This is a genomic window from Pyruvatibacter sp. HU-CL02332, assembly GCF_040362765.1.
Taxonomy (GTDB): Bacteria; Pseudomonadota; Alphaproteobacteria; order CGMCC-115125; family CGMCC-115125; genus Pyruvatibacter.
Genome location: NZ_BAABWK010000001.1, coordinates 1061700 through 1076237, shown reverse-complemented (window position 1 = coordinate 1076237; position 14538 = coordinate 1061700). Strand labels below are relative to the sequence as shown.

General features: G+C 59.5%; 16 protein-coding genes. 8 read left to right on the top strand and 8 right to left on the bottom strand.

The genetic code is table 11. The features are described 5' to 3' along the window. Nucleotide 1: 1 nt before the first annotated feature. On the bottom strand, nucleotides 2-613 hold the full coding sequence (locus ABXH05_RS05035; RefSeq protein ID WP_353560051.1) for an anthranilate synthase component II: 612 nt from the start codon (nucleotides 611-613) through the stop codon (nucleotides 2-4). Further along, nucleotides 610-1962, bottom strand: coding sequence for an aminodeoxychorismate synthase component I (gene pabB, locus ABXH05_RS05030; protein ID WP_353560050.1), 1353 nt, complete (start codon nucleotides 1960-1962; stop codon nucleotides 610-612). The genes ABXH05_RS05035 and pabB overlap by 4 nt, the downstream gene beginning before the upstream one ends. Before the next feature lie 278 nt (nucleotides 1963-2240). Between pabB and ABXH05_RS05025 the strand changes: the two genes are divergently transcribed. The 6 genes from ABXH05_RS05025 to ABXH05_RS05000 all read left to right on the top strand — a co-directional run bounded on the left by ABXH05_RS05025 (nucleotide 2241) and on the right by ABXH05_RS05000 (nucleotide 8799). Beyond that, nucleotides 2241-3071 carry an SDR family oxidoreductase gene (locus ABXH05_RS05025; protein ID WP_353560049.1) on the top strand — a complete coding sequence of 277 codons (831 nt, stop codon included), beginning with the start codon at nucleotides 2241-2243 and terminating at the stop codon, nucleotides 3069-3071. Nucleotides 3072-3091: 20 nt separating this feature from the next. After that, on the top strand, nucleotides 3092-3901 hold the full coding sequence (locus ABXH05_RS05020; protein ID WP_353560048.1) for an enoyl-CoA hydratase/isomerase family protein: 810 nt from the start codon (nucleotides 3092-3094) through the stop codon (nucleotides 3899-3901). Nucleotides 3902-3909: 8 nt separating this feature from the next. Then, nucleotides 3910-4296 (top strand): hypothetical protein, encoded by a 387-nt coding sequence (locus tag ABXH05_RS05015; protein ID WP_353560047.1) that lies wholly within the window; start codon nucleotides 3910-3912, stop codon nucleotides 4294-4296. Beyond that, on the top strand, nucleotides 4297-4905 hold the full coding sequence (locus ABXH05_RS05010) for a hypothetical protein (RefSeq protein ID WP_353560046.1): 609 nt from the start codon (nucleotides 4297-4299) through the stop codon (nucleotides 4903-4905). Beyond that, entirely contained in the window at nucleotides 4898-6484 is a 1587-nt protein-coding gene (gene ggt / locus ABXH05_RS05005; protein WP_353560045.1) for a gamma-glutamyltransferase, read from the top strand. The genes ABXH05_RS05010 and ggt overlap by 8 nt, the downstream gene beginning before the upstream one ends. Nucleotides 6485-7005: 521 nt before the next feature. Then, on the top strand, nucleotides 7006-8799 hold the full coding sequence (locus tag ABXH05_RS05000) for a putative bifunctional diguanylate cyclase/phosphodiesterase (protein WP_353560980.1): 1794 nt from the start codon (nucleotides 7006-7008) through the stop codon (nucleotides 8797-8799). A gap of 9 nt (nucleotides 8800-8808) precedes the next feature. On the opposite strand, the gene phaR is transcribed toward ABXH05_RS05000, so the two are convergent. From phaR to ABXH05_RS04970, 6 genes are all read right to left on the bottom strand, one after another. After that, nucleotides 8809-9408: a polyhydroxyalkanoate synthesis repressor PhaR gene (phaR, locus tag ABXH05_RS04995; RefSeq protein ID WP_353560044.1), complete on the bottom strand. Its 600-nt coding sequence runs from the start codon at nucleotides 9406-9408 to the stop codon at nucleotides 8809-8811. A gap of 252 nt (nucleotides 9409-9660) precedes the next feature. Further along, a complete protein-coding gene (locus tag ABXH05_RS04990; protein WP_353560043.1) occupies nucleotides 9661-10326 on the bottom strand; it encodes a peptidoglycan L,D-endopeptidase MepK in 666 nt (221 codons plus the stop codon). A 29-nt stretch (nucleotides 10327-10355) separates the two neighbouring features. Beyond that, nucleotides 10356-11345, bottom strand: a complete 990-nt coding sequence (locus tag ABXH05_RS04985) for a polysaccharide deacetylase family protein (protein WP_353560042.1) — start codon at nucleotides 11343-11345, stop codon at nucleotides 10356-10358. A 91-nt stretch (nucleotides 11346-11436) separates the two neighbouring features. Then, the gene (locus ABXH05_RS04980; protein WP_348136015.1) at nucleotides 11437-11874 is read right to left on the bottom strand and encodes a cupin domain-containing protein; all 438 of its coding nucleotides are present in this window, start codon (nucleotides 11872-11874) and stop codon (nucleotides 11437-11439) included. A 17-nt stretch (nucleotides 11875-11891) separates the two neighbouring features. After that, nucleotides 11892-12662 carry a hydroxyacylglutathione hydrolase gene (gene gloB, locus ABXH05_RS04975; RefSeq protein ID WP_353560041.1) on the bottom strand — a complete coding sequence of 257 codons (771 nt, stop codon included), beginning with the start codon at nucleotides 12660-12662 and terminating at the stop codon, nucleotides 11892-11894. 86 nt (nucleotides 12663-12748) lie between these two features. Beyond that, a complete protein-coding gene (locus tag ABXH05_RS04970; protein ID WP_353560040.1) occupies nucleotides 12749-13183 on the bottom strand; it encodes a DUF3995 domain-containing protein in 435 nt (144 codons plus the stop codon). A 128-nt stretch (nucleotides 13184-13311) separates the two neighbouring features. On the opposite strand from ABXH05_RS04970, the gene ABXH05_RS04965 reads away from it, so the two are divergent. Further along, nucleotides 13312-14073 (top strand): methyltransferase domain-containing protein, encoded by a 762-nt coding sequence (locus tag ABXH05_RS04965; RefSeq protein ID WP_353560039.1) that lies wholly within the window; start codon nucleotides 13312-13314, stop codon nucleotides 14071-14073. 117 nt (nucleotides 14074-14190) lie between these two features. Continuing rightward, nucleotides 14191-14535 carry a P-II family nitrogen regulator gene (locus tag ABXH05_RS04960; protein ID WP_348136008.1) on the top strand — a complete coding sequence of 115 codons (345 nt, stop codon included), beginning with the start codon at nucleotides 14191-14193 and terminating at the stop codon, nucleotides 14533-14535. Nucleotides 14536-14538: the final 3 nt, after the last annotated feature.

The following is a 14538-nucleotide window of genomic DNA, read 5'->3' as shown; positions in this document are numbered from 1 at the left end:
CCTATTCGGCCGTTTGCGCAAACCGCTCAGCGGTGCGCCGGGATGTATATCCCAGGAAATTGTTCATCAGCGCGTGGCCGTGATCCGTCAGCACGCTTTCGGGGTGAAACTGCACGCCGAATGCCGGTGCCGTCTTGTGAGCTACGGCCATGATCGTGGATGGGTCGTCTTCCAGCCGGGCCGTTACCGACAGGTCTTCCAGCAGGGCGGTATCGGCAATCAGTGAATGATAACGACCCACCTGCATGGGGGACGGCAAACTTGCAAAGACGTCTTTACCGTGATGGGTGATCGCGGATGCCTGACCGTGTATGGGGCGGTCTGCCCGAATGATGGTGCCGCCGCAGGCCGCCACAAGGCACTGGTGGCCCAGGCATACGCCGAGCAGGGGAATGCTGTTGGTAATGGCTGTGCGGGAGAGTGGTGTCGAGATGCCGGCTTCATCCGGTCCGCAGGGTCCCGGCGAAATGATGATGCCTGCGGGCTTCATGGCCAGGGCCTCATCGACGGTGATGGCGTCGTTTCTGATGACCTCAACAGCATCGCCAAGCTCGCGCACATAGCGGGCGAGGTTGAAAACGAAGCTGTCGTAATTGTCGATCACAAGAATCATGAGGATGTGCCGCCCATCAAAGCAGCCTTCATGGCGCTGGCCTTGGTGATGGTCTCGTCATATTCGTCGTGGGGGTCACTGTCGGCAACAATGCCGCCGCCAGCGTGATAGGTGATTTTTCTGTCGGTGATTGTCAGTGTTCGGATGGCAATGGATGTATCGATTGCGCCGTCCAGACCGATGAACCCGATAGAGCCGCAATAGGCACCACGGCTATGGGGCTCTTCTTCAGCGATGATTTCCATGGCGCGCACTTTTGGCGCACCGGTGATGGACCCGCCGGGGAAACAGGCAGCCATGCAGTCCAGCGATGATGCGTCGGGCCGCAGCGTGCCGGTGACGGTTGAAATCAGGTGATGCACGTTCTCAAACGAATGCAGCTCGCACAGGGCGTCCACCTTCACGGAATGGTCCGCGCAGGTGCGCGACAGGTCATTGCGCTGGAGGTCGACGATCATGATGTTCTCAGCGCGGTCTTTGGCGCTGTTCATCAACTCGTCTGCCAATGCCTTGTCGCGTGCGTCCGTCTCGCCGCGCGGGCGGGTGCCTTTGATGGGTTCTGTGCGGACATGGCCGTCCGGTGTGATCTTCAGGAAGCGTTCCGGTGACGATGAAACCAGCGTGCGGTCGGGCAGCGTAAGATGTGCTGCAAACGGGGCGGGCGCATCACCAGCCAGCCGCTGGTAAATATCGAATGGCGTGATGCCTGTTGGCAAACTGGAATCAAAGCGCTGCGCCAGATTGGCCTGAAAGATGTCGCCGGCGTGAATGAGCTCAATGACCTGTGCGACGCTGGCGCGATAGGCATCGGGGCCTATGGTTGGCTGTGGATCGCCGCAGGGGCTGGTTGCTGGTGGGCGCGCCTTTGAGGCCTGTTCAACCAAGGCCTTCAGCGCTGACCTGCGCTCCTGTGTGACAGGGCTATCCCATGGGGACAGAACAAATGCGTGATCCGCGCCATTTGGGCAGGCGAGAACGGCGTCATAGAAGCCTACCGTTAGTACCGGGGTGTCCTGATCCATTCCTTTGGGATGCGGCAGGCGCTCAAGATCATGGGCAAGCTCATAGGCAAAGAACCCGGCAGCGCCACCGGCAAAGGGGACGGGTGTTTCGCCGCGCTCATATGAATGCACCTGCTTCCATGCCTGAAGAGCTGCATCGAGACGCCGTAAGGCACCGCCGCGGGTCGCTGGATCCAGTTCACCCAGGGTGATGGTCAGTGTTTCCGCAGGGTCCAGCAGGATGTACGCGACATCGTCAGACCCCTGCCAATCGAGCAACTGCGCGAAGGGTCTGTCAGCTACCGGCGCAAAGATATCTGCCGGGCGGATGCCGGTGGGCAGTGTCACCCTTTCCCATATGGCGGATGCCGGGAGGTGGGGCGTTTGGTCTGGTAGGGCTGACGACAGGTGAGGTGTCCGTTGATTTGGCCTGAAGCGGGCAATTGCGCGGGTTCAACCTTGCGCTGGGCGCATGCAGTTGCTTTGCTGATGGGTAACAATACCGCATTTAAGGGGCATGCGGCGCATGTCCATTGAGGACCAGCCATGCATGGTTTTTGACGCTTCTTGCGCGGATGAACGACAACGGGATTTGTGCCCTGAGAGGGCCTGAGGGAGAACAAGACATGAGTGATGTATTTCGCGAGAACTTGCTGAAGGACAAAGTCGCATTCTTTGCAGGGGCGTCTTCAGGCATCAATCTGGGTGTTGCCCAGCGCTTTGCTCGGGAGGGGGCGAAGGTCGTCCTGATCTCGCGCAGCCACGACAAGATTCAGGACGCGGTCAAAAGCATCACCGATGAAGGCGGCACGGCTTTTGGTATGGCGTGTGACGTCCGCGACTTTGAGAGCGTGGATGGGGCCCTCAAGAAGGCCAAGGAAGAATACGGCGAGATTGATTTTGTGCTGTCCGGTGCGGCAGGCAACTTTGTTGCGCCGGCTCTTGGTATGTCATCGAACGGCTTCAAGGTGGTGATCGATATCGATCTGATCGGCACGTTCAATGTGCTGCGGGCATCGTTCCCCTATCTCAAGCGTCCCGGTGCATCCCTGGTGGCCATAACGGCACCGCAGGCGGTGCAGCCTGCGATGTTCCAGGCGCATGTGTGTGCGGCCAAGGCGGGCATCAACATGCTGGTGAAATGTCTTGGGCTTGAGTGGGGTCCCGGTGGTGTGCGCGTCAATGCGGTCTCGCCGGGTCCGATTGCGGATACGGAAGGGATGCGCCGTCTTGCGCCAACGCCAGAAGCTGAGGAAGCCATCATCAGCTCCATCGCGCTGCGGGAATACGGCACCAAGACTGACATTGCTGAAACCTGCATGTGGCTGAGCAGCGAAGCGTCGCGGTATGTCACCGGCACCATCATTGATTGCGATGGCGGGACGACGCTTGGATCTGCCAAGGGCGACGCCATCGGAGAGCTGGGCGACCAGATTCCAGACTTCACAGCCCGATAGGCAGGGGTCAGGCACGTATCATGGCGATTGACCCTTCACGCTTTGAGACCGTTCAGTACACGGTTGCAAATCACGTTGCGACGGTGATGCTGAACAGGCCGCAGCGGCGCAATGCGCTGAACCGGCAGGCCTATGACGAGCTGGAAAAGGCATTTCGGGCGGCGCAAGCAGATAGCGACGTGCGCTGCGTGATCGTTACCGGTGCCGACCCGGCCTTTTGTGCCGGAGAAGACGTCAAGGAAATGATGACCGGGGAGCAGAAAAACGCGAGCGTTGCGAAGCTCACCTCCGTGCGACCCAAACCGACACCTGCCGCCATGGCAGTACTTGAGTGTGACAGACCGGTCATTGCCGCCGTCAACGGCCCTGCGGTGGGCTGGGGCATGGAGTTGGCCCTGTTTGCAGACATTCGCATAGGGTCGGAACGCGCGCAGATGGGCGAGATATTCATCAAGCGCGGGCTTATCTCCGACATTGGCGGTCTTGGTCGCCTGCCATCCCTTGTGGGGGCGTCAAAGGCCGCTGAGTTGCTGTTTACCGGCGATGTGGTGGATGCCCATGAGGCGGAGCGCATCGGCATTCTCAGCCGGGTGGTCGCCCATGACACGCTGATGGATGAGGCCCGCAGCCTGGCGGGACGCATTGCGGAGAATGCTCCACTTGCCCTGCGCTACATGAAAGAAGGTCTGCGGATATCGGCTGGTCAGGACTATCAGGCGCTCGGTGGTTGGGTTTCGGGGACGTTGGGGAAACTGTTTCAGACCGAAGACCACTCAGAGGGCGTCGCGAGCTTTCTTGAGAAGCGGCCGCCGCAATTCAAAGGGCGCTAGGCGGATAGATGGCGCTGTTTTTTGATCAGAAGTGGTTCACGGACCGGCTCAACGATATGGGCCGGTCGCCGAATGATCTGGCTGAGGCCATTGGCATGCCGCTGATTGAGCTGGCAGCGGTCTGGAAGGATCAGCGGGAGTTATCGGTTGATGAGGTGCGCGGGATGGCGCAGTTCCTCAAGGCACCTGCCGAAGAGGTGGCGTCGCGCGCTGGCGTATCTACGCCGATACCAAGTGAACCGGGTGAAGCAGGCGTTGCGGGCAGTGACCTTGCGCCTGTGCTAGAACGACTGGATGAGATGGCGCATCGGCTCGACAGACTTGAGCGGGCTGTTGGCGACATCAAGGCATTGCTGCTGGATACGCGGCTGAATGGGGATGAGAAGGACAACTAGATGGGTAACGTAGCACCGGCATTGTTTGCTGGTTTGTTTCTTGGCGCTGGCATTTTTGCGGTGCTCCAGGTCCGTGCCTCCTCCGTGGGCGGACAGATTTTCTGGCTGGTGGGGCTGATGAGCTTTGCGGTTGGCGGGCTGTTCGCGGCGCTGCGACTGTTTGTGCCCAGCGTGGAACCTGTCTATGTGACCGTCCTGCTGTTCTGCATTTCAGTTGGCCTTGGCGCGATCCTGATAGGCATTGTGTCGCATCTCGTGCGGCCTATGCCTGAACGCTGGACGACGATTGGTCTGGCCATTCCGGTTGTTGTCTATGTGGTAGCGGTGCTCACAGATCAGATTCACTTCGCAGCACTTGTTCAGATTGTCGTGTTGATCGGCATGACGGGCGTTGCAGCCTGGAAGTTTGAAGATTTTCCCCGTGCCTCGATCTGGGTGATTGCGGCTGCGCTGTCATTTGCGCTGCTGACGCCATTGCTCATGCGGATAGCGCCGGGCCTTGGGCTCAGCCAGATGGACGTAGGGCATCTGGCCATGGCCATAGGGTTGTTATCGCTGGTGCAGGCTGCCAAGGCGCGGGGTATTGGCGCGGGAGGCGCTAGTGCGTGACTTTCAACGTCCCGGACGGTCAACGGTTCATAGCCTCAATGGCATGTGCGCCTCGTCTCATCCGCAGGCGTCGCTGACCGCCGTCGATATCATGAAGCGCGGCGGCAACGCTGTGGATGCTGCAGTGGCTGCCAGCGCGGTTCTGTGTGTCGTTGAACCCATGATGACGGGCATTGGCGGGGACTGTTTTGTGCTGTTTGCGCCCAAAGGGTCGTCTGATGTGATCGGCCTCAATGGGTCAGGGCGTGCGCCAGCTGGGGCGACAAGGGACTACTTTGTTGAGCAGGGGCTCGACAGGATTGGTGAGACCTCCGTTCATTCCATCAGCATTCCCGGTGCCATTGATGCCTGGGCAAAGTTGCTGGCGGATCACGGCACCATGGGTATGGATGAGGTGCTGGCACCGGCTATTGCGTTCGCGGAAGAGGGCTTTGCCCTGTCGCCGCGTATCGCCATTGACTGGATGTTTCTTGTTCCGCAATTGAAGAATGATCCAGACATCCGCTCGCTCTACCTGCCCTCCGGGGATGCCCCGGTCATTGGCAGCATCTGGAAGAGCCCGGCACTTGGACGCACCCTGCGCGCCATTGGTGAGCGCGGCAGGGCTGGGTTTTACGAAGGTGAAATCGCGGAACGCATGGTGCAGACGCTGCAGGCCAAAGGCGGGCTGCATACGCTTGAGGACTTTGCCAATACGTCTGCTGACTATGTGGCGCCGATCTCGACGGACACACGTGGCCACAGGCTGCTTGAGATCCCTCCGAACGGCCAGGGCATCACAGCGTTGATTGCGCTTAACATTCTTGATCGTCTGAATGTGGACGGGCTGGACCCACGTGGACCCGAGCGGGTGCATCTGCAGGTGGAAGCCGCCCGTCGTGCCTATGCAGCCCGCGACATGTATGTGGCCGACATGGACCAGGCGCAGGTGCCGGTGGACCATCTGTTGTCAGATGCCTTTGCGGATGCGATTGCAGCGGAGATTGATCCAGACCGGGCGGCTGACCTGCCGCAGGCGCAGGACAACCCGCACAAGGACACGACCTATCTCACGGTCGTCGACAAGGACCGCAATGCGGTTTCCTTCATCAACTCTTTGTTCCAAGGCTTTGGCTCGACCATTGCGGATGAGCAGACAGGTGTGGTGTTTCAGAACCGCGCCGCGGGGTTTGTGCTTGAAGACGGCCACCCCAACTGCATCGCGCCCAACAAGCGGCCCATGCATACGATTATTCCAGCCATGCTGGTGAAAGATGAAAAAGCCGTCATGCCGTTTGGCGTCATGGGCGGGCATTACCAGCCCATGGGGCATGTGCAGGTGGTGCTCAACATGCTGGCCTACGGTATGGACATTCAGGAGGCGATTGATTTTCCCCGCTTCCTGACTGAGGACGGCACGCTTGCGATCGAACGCGGACTTCCCGCCGCTACTCTTGAGGGTTTGACGGCGCGTGGTCACCGTGTGGCGGAAGCCGTGCCGCCATTTGGTGGCGGGCAGGGCATTGCCATCAACTGGGAGCAGGGCACGCTTACGGGCGGCTCAGACCCCCGCAAAGACGGTGCAGCAATCGGCTATTGATGCAGGTGAGATGGGCCTTGGATCAGGCGACCTGGTTCGCAAGGCGACCGGAAACGGGCTTTGCGTGCAAATCAATCGCACGCGCATAGGCCTGTGCGCTCTTGTTCATTTCGGCACCCGGATTTCCCGGAAGAGTGTGCCAATCCGGGACTTCCCGCCATAGGACACGTGCATTGTGAACACGTGCTGCGGGCGCCTTGGGTTGAGCTTCGGTTTCGGCACGCTTGGAAATCGCTGTTTTCTGCGGATTTGTGTTCACGCCATGGGCATGTGCGACCGCGCTGACGCGGTGGGGCAAGTGAACAAATCTGGTGCGGCCAATCCTCATACCTCGTTAAGGAGCAAGGACGATGCCAGCGCACTGTTAGCCCAAAACCGCCATGACAAATTGTCAAAGAACGGGATGTTTCGTCTTTTTTAATGGCTGCATGTCACTTTTCCGAAATGTTGCCCGAAGATTGAGGGACCAGAATGGTTCTCCGAGTGTCGGGCCTGCTTTGACAGGGGCTGTACACGTGACGATGCGTAACGACGGGTTTGATCAGGCAAGAAGTGCGACGGTCAATACATCTGCCACCGAAGGTTCGGTGCGGGATGCACGTGACACTGCGAGTCTTTCCAATGATCTTCAGGCCACAGCACTGAGTGCTGCAGGTATTGCCATCTATGAATGGGATATCGCCACGGACACCATTGTGTGGAGCGAAGGTGTCAGTGCTGTCTGGTCATCTGACGGCCGCGAATTGCTGACGTCTGACCATGTGTCTACAGGCCGCTCTTACGCGCGGTTGGTGGACCCTGATGCAGGTGTCTCGCGCTATGACGCGGTTATGACCAGCGACAAGTCCGACCGCGGCGACGGTGTCCCCTTTGACTGCGAATACGCGATTAATGTGCCCGGCCACAGTGAACCCGTCTGGATTGAAGATGGTGGTTCCTGGTTTGTGGGCGACAATGGACGTCCCGGCCGGGTGGTTGGCACTGTCCGCAATATTTCAGCGCGGAAAAATCAGGAACGACGTCTGGGTTATCTCGCCCGATATGACGAACTGACCGGCAACGTAAACCGCGCACGCCTGCGCGAACTCCTGTCTCAGACCATTGCCTATAGCGAACGCTTTGATCGCGATGCGGCTTTCATGATGGCTGGCATTGATAATCTGGCGCTCATCAACGACGCCTACGGATTCGATGTGGCGGACCAGGTCATTGTGGCGGTTTCGCAGAGGCTGACATCGCAGCTGCGCCAGAGCGACACGCTAGGACGTGTTGCGGGGAACAAGTTTGGCATCATCTTGACCAATTGCGGTGAGGCTGAAATGGCCTACACGGCTGAGCGTCTGATGCAGGCTGTAAGAGAAACCGTGATTGATACGGGTTCCGGGCCGGTATCTGCGAGTGTCTCGATTGGCTGTGTGTCCATTCCGCGGTGCGCCCGCAATGCGGCGGAAGCTTTGTCACGGTCTGAGGAAATTCTCGACAATGCCAAGACCACGCGACGTGGTGCCTATGGCATTTATCAGTTGTCTGAGCAGCGCGAATCCCGCCGCCGCCGCAATGTTGAGTTGGCCGACCAGATTGTTGCAGCCCTCAATGAAGACCGCCTGTGCCTTGCCTATCAGCCTATCGTGTCCTCCAAGACCGGCGCGGCTGATCTGCATGAGTGCCTGCTGCGGATGAAGCGTCCCGACGGGGAAGTCGTGTCTGCTGGCGAGTTCATTCCTGTGGCTGAAAAGCTCGGACTTGTCCGGCTGGTGGATCATCGCGTTCTGGAGATGGCGATCAAGACGCTTGAGGATTATCCGCAGGCGGAACTCGCAATTAACGTCTCCGGTATGACGGCCATGGATGGTACCTGGCTGGAGAGCATTCGTGGCTATGTCGGATCACGTCGTGATCTGGCTACGCGGCTGATCGTGGAGATCACGGAGACGGTGGCGCTTCACGAGCTGGAAGAATCCGCCAAGTTTGTCCGCGAACTGCGTGAACTGGGCTGCCGCGTTGCGATTGATGATTTCGGCGCGGGCTACACCTCGTTCCGCAACCTCAAGGCGCTGGACGTGGATATGGTCAAGATTGACGGGTCCTTCGTCAAAGGTCTTGTGCGCAGCCGTGACGACCAGCTGTTTGTGCAGACGCTTGTTCATCTGGCCAAGAACTTCAATCTGCCTGTGGTGGCGGAATGGGTTGGCAATGAGGATGAAGTCACACTCCTGCGCGCCTATGGCGTGGAGTACATGCAGGGGTTCTTCCTCGGCGAGCCTGTGTTGACGCCGCCATGGGAAACCGATGTGGCGAGCCTAGAAACAGCCTAAGCGCTAGCTCTACTTCTTTTTTGACCCAGCAAGCTCGTCGAGTTGCTTTTGCATCGCGGCCATTTGCTTTTGCATTTCAGCCACGTTCTGCTCAGGAGCTGCATCATCCTTGGCGGGCGCTGCAGGCTTTTCTTCTTCCGTCGCTGAAGCAAAAGGGTTCAGGCTGCGCACAGCGCTTTCAAGAGCGGCCACATTCTCACGCACCTGCTCTTCGATGGCGGTCACGCGATCCTCGCCAACGGCGCTGGCGATGCGGCTGCGCACCCGTTCCTGTTCCTTGGCAAAATTCTCAAGGCTCATTTCCAGGAAGCCAGGAACCACGCCCTGCAGGCTGTCGCCATAATATTTGATCAGCTGACGCATGAAGCGGATGGGAAGCAGATTCTGGCCACCCTTGGCTTCTTCTTCAAAAATGATCTGTGTGAGGACGGACCGGGTGATGTCGTCGCTGGTCTTGGCGTCGATAACGACGAAGTCCTGATTTTGTTTCACCATGTCCGCCAGGTGATCAAGCGTCACATAGCTCGATGTCGCCGTGTTGTAGAGCCGGCGATTGGCGTATTTCTTGATCGTGATCGGCTCATTGCCGGAAGACCGCTTCTTAGCCACGTTGTCACGCTTCCGTCGGTTTGGTGAACGAGGTGGGCTGGCAGCGGGGCGACGGTCTGTCGACTCGTGATCTGCCTAACCGGAAGGCACATTCTCGCGTAGCCATGCTGCAATGCGCAAGTGCAGTTGCGAGGAACGCTGAGCAAATTTGCTGCGTTTGCGAGAAGGGTTTGCATCTGGCGTGGGCGATATATCCAAAAACCCCGGGAAATCTGCCGTTTTCTGTCGAACGGGCAGGTGCCAGCCGCCAAATCACGAATTGGAACTGTCTGGCGTTTCTGGTGGCGTTTCGGCAGGTGCATCCGCTGCTTTTTCCGCAGCAAGTTGCGCTTCGTACTCAGCGTCGCGATCACGGCGGCCGATTGCCGGATGTACCCAGCTGTCCACGGGGCCAACATCCACATGCACATAGGGGGTGCGTGTGGGGTAGTAGCCAGCGCCACCTCGGTTGAGTTTGCGGGCCGCGCGATAGACCGCGTGGGGGTCGCCGAATTCCTGGGTAATGTCGATGGCCATCCCAAGCCTGTGGAAGGAGCCCGGATCCACGGACGTAGAGCGGGCAGCAAGCCACGCATTGGTGCGCTCGGAGCGGAAGGCCGACATTGTGTAGATGGGCTTGGAGGATGACGTCAGCTGATCAATATCCCACAAGAGATCCATCAAGGCCGGTGACATCTGCGTTGTGGTGTTGGTGCGCAGATCGCGCATGAACCAGGAAATGCGCTGGAAGGCACCTTTTTGATATTCACCATCGGCCCAGTAGGTGGTGGTCAGCTTTTCACCGGAGTTGAGGCTCTGCATGCGCAGGGTGCGCTTGTAGGGCGCTTCAGCGCGCAGGATGGCCGGCGCTGCCACAAGGCTGGTTGTGGCGACGGCCGCGGCTGCGGATGATTTCAGGAAGGTACGCCGAGTGGTCATGGTGTTGCTCTTCAGGAGGTGTCCGGAGGTTAGTTTGCCACAGTGGGCCGCAGGGAGTGTGATGCTTCGGCGACACTTTCTGGCGTAGTTGAGGTGCCTGGGAACGCCTGTGCAGGCGGCATTGGCATTGTGGGTTCAATAGCAAGTTCTGCATGAACCTCGGCTGCACGAGCCTGGGCGGCCATGTGCCTTGCATCTCCCTTGGGCACCATGTGGACGGTTGTGTATCCGCGTCGGGCCAGTTCATCGAGGATCTGTGGCAGCATGTAGGACGTGCGGTAGTGGGTGTCGTGAAAGATCACCACCCCGGAGCCCTTCGACGCAATCATCCGAAGAGCGCGCTTGTAGAGGGTGCGCGGCGATATGCGGCGCCAGTCATCGGTGCCGATGTCGCAGGAGAAGATCGCCACGTTCTTTTTGCTGAGATAGTTGCGCAGGCGCTTGGTGTGATTGAGCCCGGGGAAACGGAAAAACGGTGCGACTTCCGCCTTGATGCCGTTGGCGTCGGTTGCGCCGACCAGAGCTGCTTCAATCGCATCCGTTCCGCGATCAATCTGCCGGACGCTGTTGTAGTAGGACATCCTGGAGAGGATGGGGTGTGACCAGGTGTGACTGGCGACGGTATGGCCGCGCCGCCACACGTCTTTCACGATCTCGGGATGCAGCTTGGCGTAGCGCCCGACCATGAAGAAGGTTGCCTTGATGCAGTGCCTGTCGAGGGCATCCAGTATCTTCGGTGTGTGATCCGGGTTCGGACCATCGTCGAAGGTCAGCACCAATTCCTTGGGACCGACGGGGACTGTGCGGGCATATTGCATGGTGCCAAGGTCGGGGCCGCCGCGCGTATCCACCTCGATGGTGCGGGCGCTGCCCATGGCATTGGGGTTGTGGGGGCAGTTGATGCCTGTGGGCTTTTGCAGTGGCGCACTGATCGCCAGCGTTGGCAAGAAAGCCGCAGCCAAAGATGCTGCAAGTGGTGCTGCAACAAGTGCAGCGCGCAGCAGATGTCTGTGCAACATGAGTAAGCGCCCCCAAATCCCCACGTGGACTATAGCGCATCAGGACTGAAGGTGTGAGTCGGCAGGGTTAACCGGGGAGATGACGGTTTTGTCAGCTGCCGTGGGTGCGTGGGACCGGGCGCCAGTCGGCGGGGGCCATCTCGAAGGTCGCAAACTCAAAGCCCGGTGCGACCGTGCAGCCGCACAGGGTCCATTCGCCGAGGCTTTCAGCGGTTTGCCAGTGGCCGGCGGGGACGATGACCTGCGGGCGCTGGCCGGCCGTAAGTTCCGGCCCCAGGCGAAATGCTTCTGCGTCGTGACCGTCCGGTGACAGGGTCAAGGCCAGAGGGCCGCCGGCGTACCAGTGCCAGACTTCGACCGCATCGAGCACGCGATGCCAGTGTGACAGGTCGCCTGCTTCCAGCAGGTAGTAGATGGCGGTCGAGTGCCCCCGGTCTCCACCTGCGGGATCGCGGAAGGTTTCCCTGAAGTAGCCGCCTTCCGGGTGGGGCTGCAGGTCGAGGGTGGCAATGATGCTTTTGGCGTCCATGGATGTGCGCGACGCCTTTAGAAATTGTCTTTTAGTTCACGGGTCTTGGCAAAGACATCCACAAGGTTTGCGCCTTCCAGACCGATGGTGCGTTGCAGGTCGTCGCTGGCTGGACGCAGGAACGGGTTGGTGGCTTTTTCCAGGCCGATGGTCGTGGGAACGGTTGGTGTTCCTTTGCGGCGCAGTTCATCAATCTCGCGGGAGCGGGCCTGCAGGTCTGCATTATCCGGCTCGACGGAGAGCGCGAACTTTGCATTGGCCTGTGTGTACTCGTGTGCGCAATAGACGATGGTTTCGTCAGGCAGGGCGATCAGCTTTTGCAGGCTGGTCCACATTTGCTGCGGCGTGCCTTCAAACAGGCGACCGCAGCCAAGGGCGAAGAGCGTATCGCCGACAAAGGCAATCTTCTCGTCGGGAAAACTGAAGGCAATGTGGCCAGCCGTGTGCCCCGGCACGCCCAGCACCTGAGCCACACCGCCGCCGAATTCGATCGTGTCGCCATCGCCGACCGCGCGATCAATGCCGGGGATTTTGTCGGCTTCGTCTTTTGGCCCAATGACCGTGCAGCCAGTGCGGGTTTTGATGTCCCGGTTGCCGCCAGCGTGGTCGAAGTGATGGTGAGTGTTGAGGATGTGGGTCAGCCGCCAGCCTTTTTCGTCCAGCGCCTTGAGAATGGGTTCCACTTCCGGCGTGTCGATGGTGGCTGTTTCACCGGTTTTCTGTGAGTGCAGCAGATAGCCGTAATTGTCACTGAGGCAGGGGATCTGGTGGACGATGAGATCGGACATCTGACGCTCCGTCGTATGCTGGGACCGGGGGCCGGCTTCAGGCGATTGGGATTTGATCCGCACAGTAGGACGCACAGTCACACGGTTCAATTGGCAGCGCGGCCGATCTGCACAAATCCCGCTGCAATAATCAGGCACAGGGGTGAGTAATAGAGCCGATTGAGGCGATGGAAGGGTGTGTCGCGAGCATAGGCCATGGCGGCGGGAATGTATCCGCCGATGCCGCGCAGGGCGAAGACACAGGCGGCTCCCCAGAAGGCAACATCAATGGCAAGCAGCGGCACTGGCGCAATGGAGACAAGTCCGGCTTTCGTTGCGACCAGGCTGGTGGCCATGACAAGGGCTGCTGACACCCCAAAGCAGGCCAAGGGTGGGGGCGGCTGCATGTCTTTGGTGCGCCCGACCACGTGTTCCACAAAGCTGGTGTCATCGGTGCCCGGCCACCGGCCGCCAAGTCCCCAATAGGCGTGGATGAGGGCAATCAGGATGAGCAGCGACATGAGCGTGTATGCAATCATCATCCAGATAGCGTCCAACAGGTGAGGCCTGGCGGCGACCCGGCATATTGCCACACACTTTTTGCAGGATTGGTTGCGTAGACCGGCGGATCATCAAAGACCCCGTAACATCTTGCTGCTAGCATGGACTTATGCATCTGGATGTCGTTGATCTGCGAGACTTTTATGGGCGACCGCTTGGGCGTGTTGCGCGGCGGCTTGTGGGCCGGGCCGTGCGGGCGTGCTGGCCCAATGTGTCTGGCATGAGCGTTGTCGGTCTGGGGTACGCGACACCGTATCTGGGCATGTTTCGAGATGAAGCGACGCGCGTTGCGGCTTTGATGCCCGCTCAGCAGGGTGTCTTGCACTGGCCAAGGGACGGCAAGTTCCTGACCGGCCTTGTGGATGAAGTCTGTCTGCCGCTTTCCGATTCCTCCGTTGACCGGTTGCTGCTGGTGCATCACCTGGAAGGGGCGGACCAGCTGCGGCCTGCCTTGCGCGAAGCATGGCGCGTGCTTGCTCCCGGTGGACGGATCTTGATTGTCGCACCGAACCGGCGGGGCATGTGGGCCCGCGGGGAAGGGTCACCCTTTGGAAGCGGCCAGCCATTCTCGCGGGGGCAGCTCGTGTCGCTGTTGCGCAATGCCATGTTCACGCCGGTTGAATGGTCGTCTGCGCTCTATATGCCACCCGTTGGCTGGCGAATGTTTCTGCGGTCAGCCATTGCGTGGGAGCGATTGGGGGCGACGCTGTGGCCTCGTTTCTCCGGTGTGATTTTGGTGGAAGCCACCAAGCAGATTTATGCACCGACCGGCCATCGCGAGCGGGCCCGACGTCGCTTGCCTTTGGTGGCGCCGGTGAGAGCACCTGCACCTGCCCGCGACGTATGGATGGATGCTGCTGTTGACGAGTGATCGGGTGCTTGCCCCGTTTCATGCCCGCGCTTAGGCTAATATCTGAAAAAGAACGCCGGGCATGTCACAGCGAACATGGACCCGGTCAGGAAACAGCCTCTTGGGGAGCACACAGCCATGCGTATGGTCACAGCAATCATCAAACCATCACGGATCGACGAAGTTCTGACGGCCATGTCCGGCATTGGCATTCAGGGGCTGACCGTCACCGAAGTAAAGGGCTATGGCCGCCAGAAAGGCCAGACCGAGATTTACCGTGGCGCTGAATATGTGGTGCAGCTTGTGCCGAAGGTGCGCGTCGATGTGGCGTGCGATGACGCGATGGCAGACAAGGTGGCGGAGGCCATTGCCGGTGCCGCCAAGACGGGCAAGATTGGTGACGGCAAGATTTTCATCAGCGATCTTCAGGCAGCCATGCGTATTCGTACCGGTGAAACCGGCGCGGAAGCCATCGCAGGCTAAACC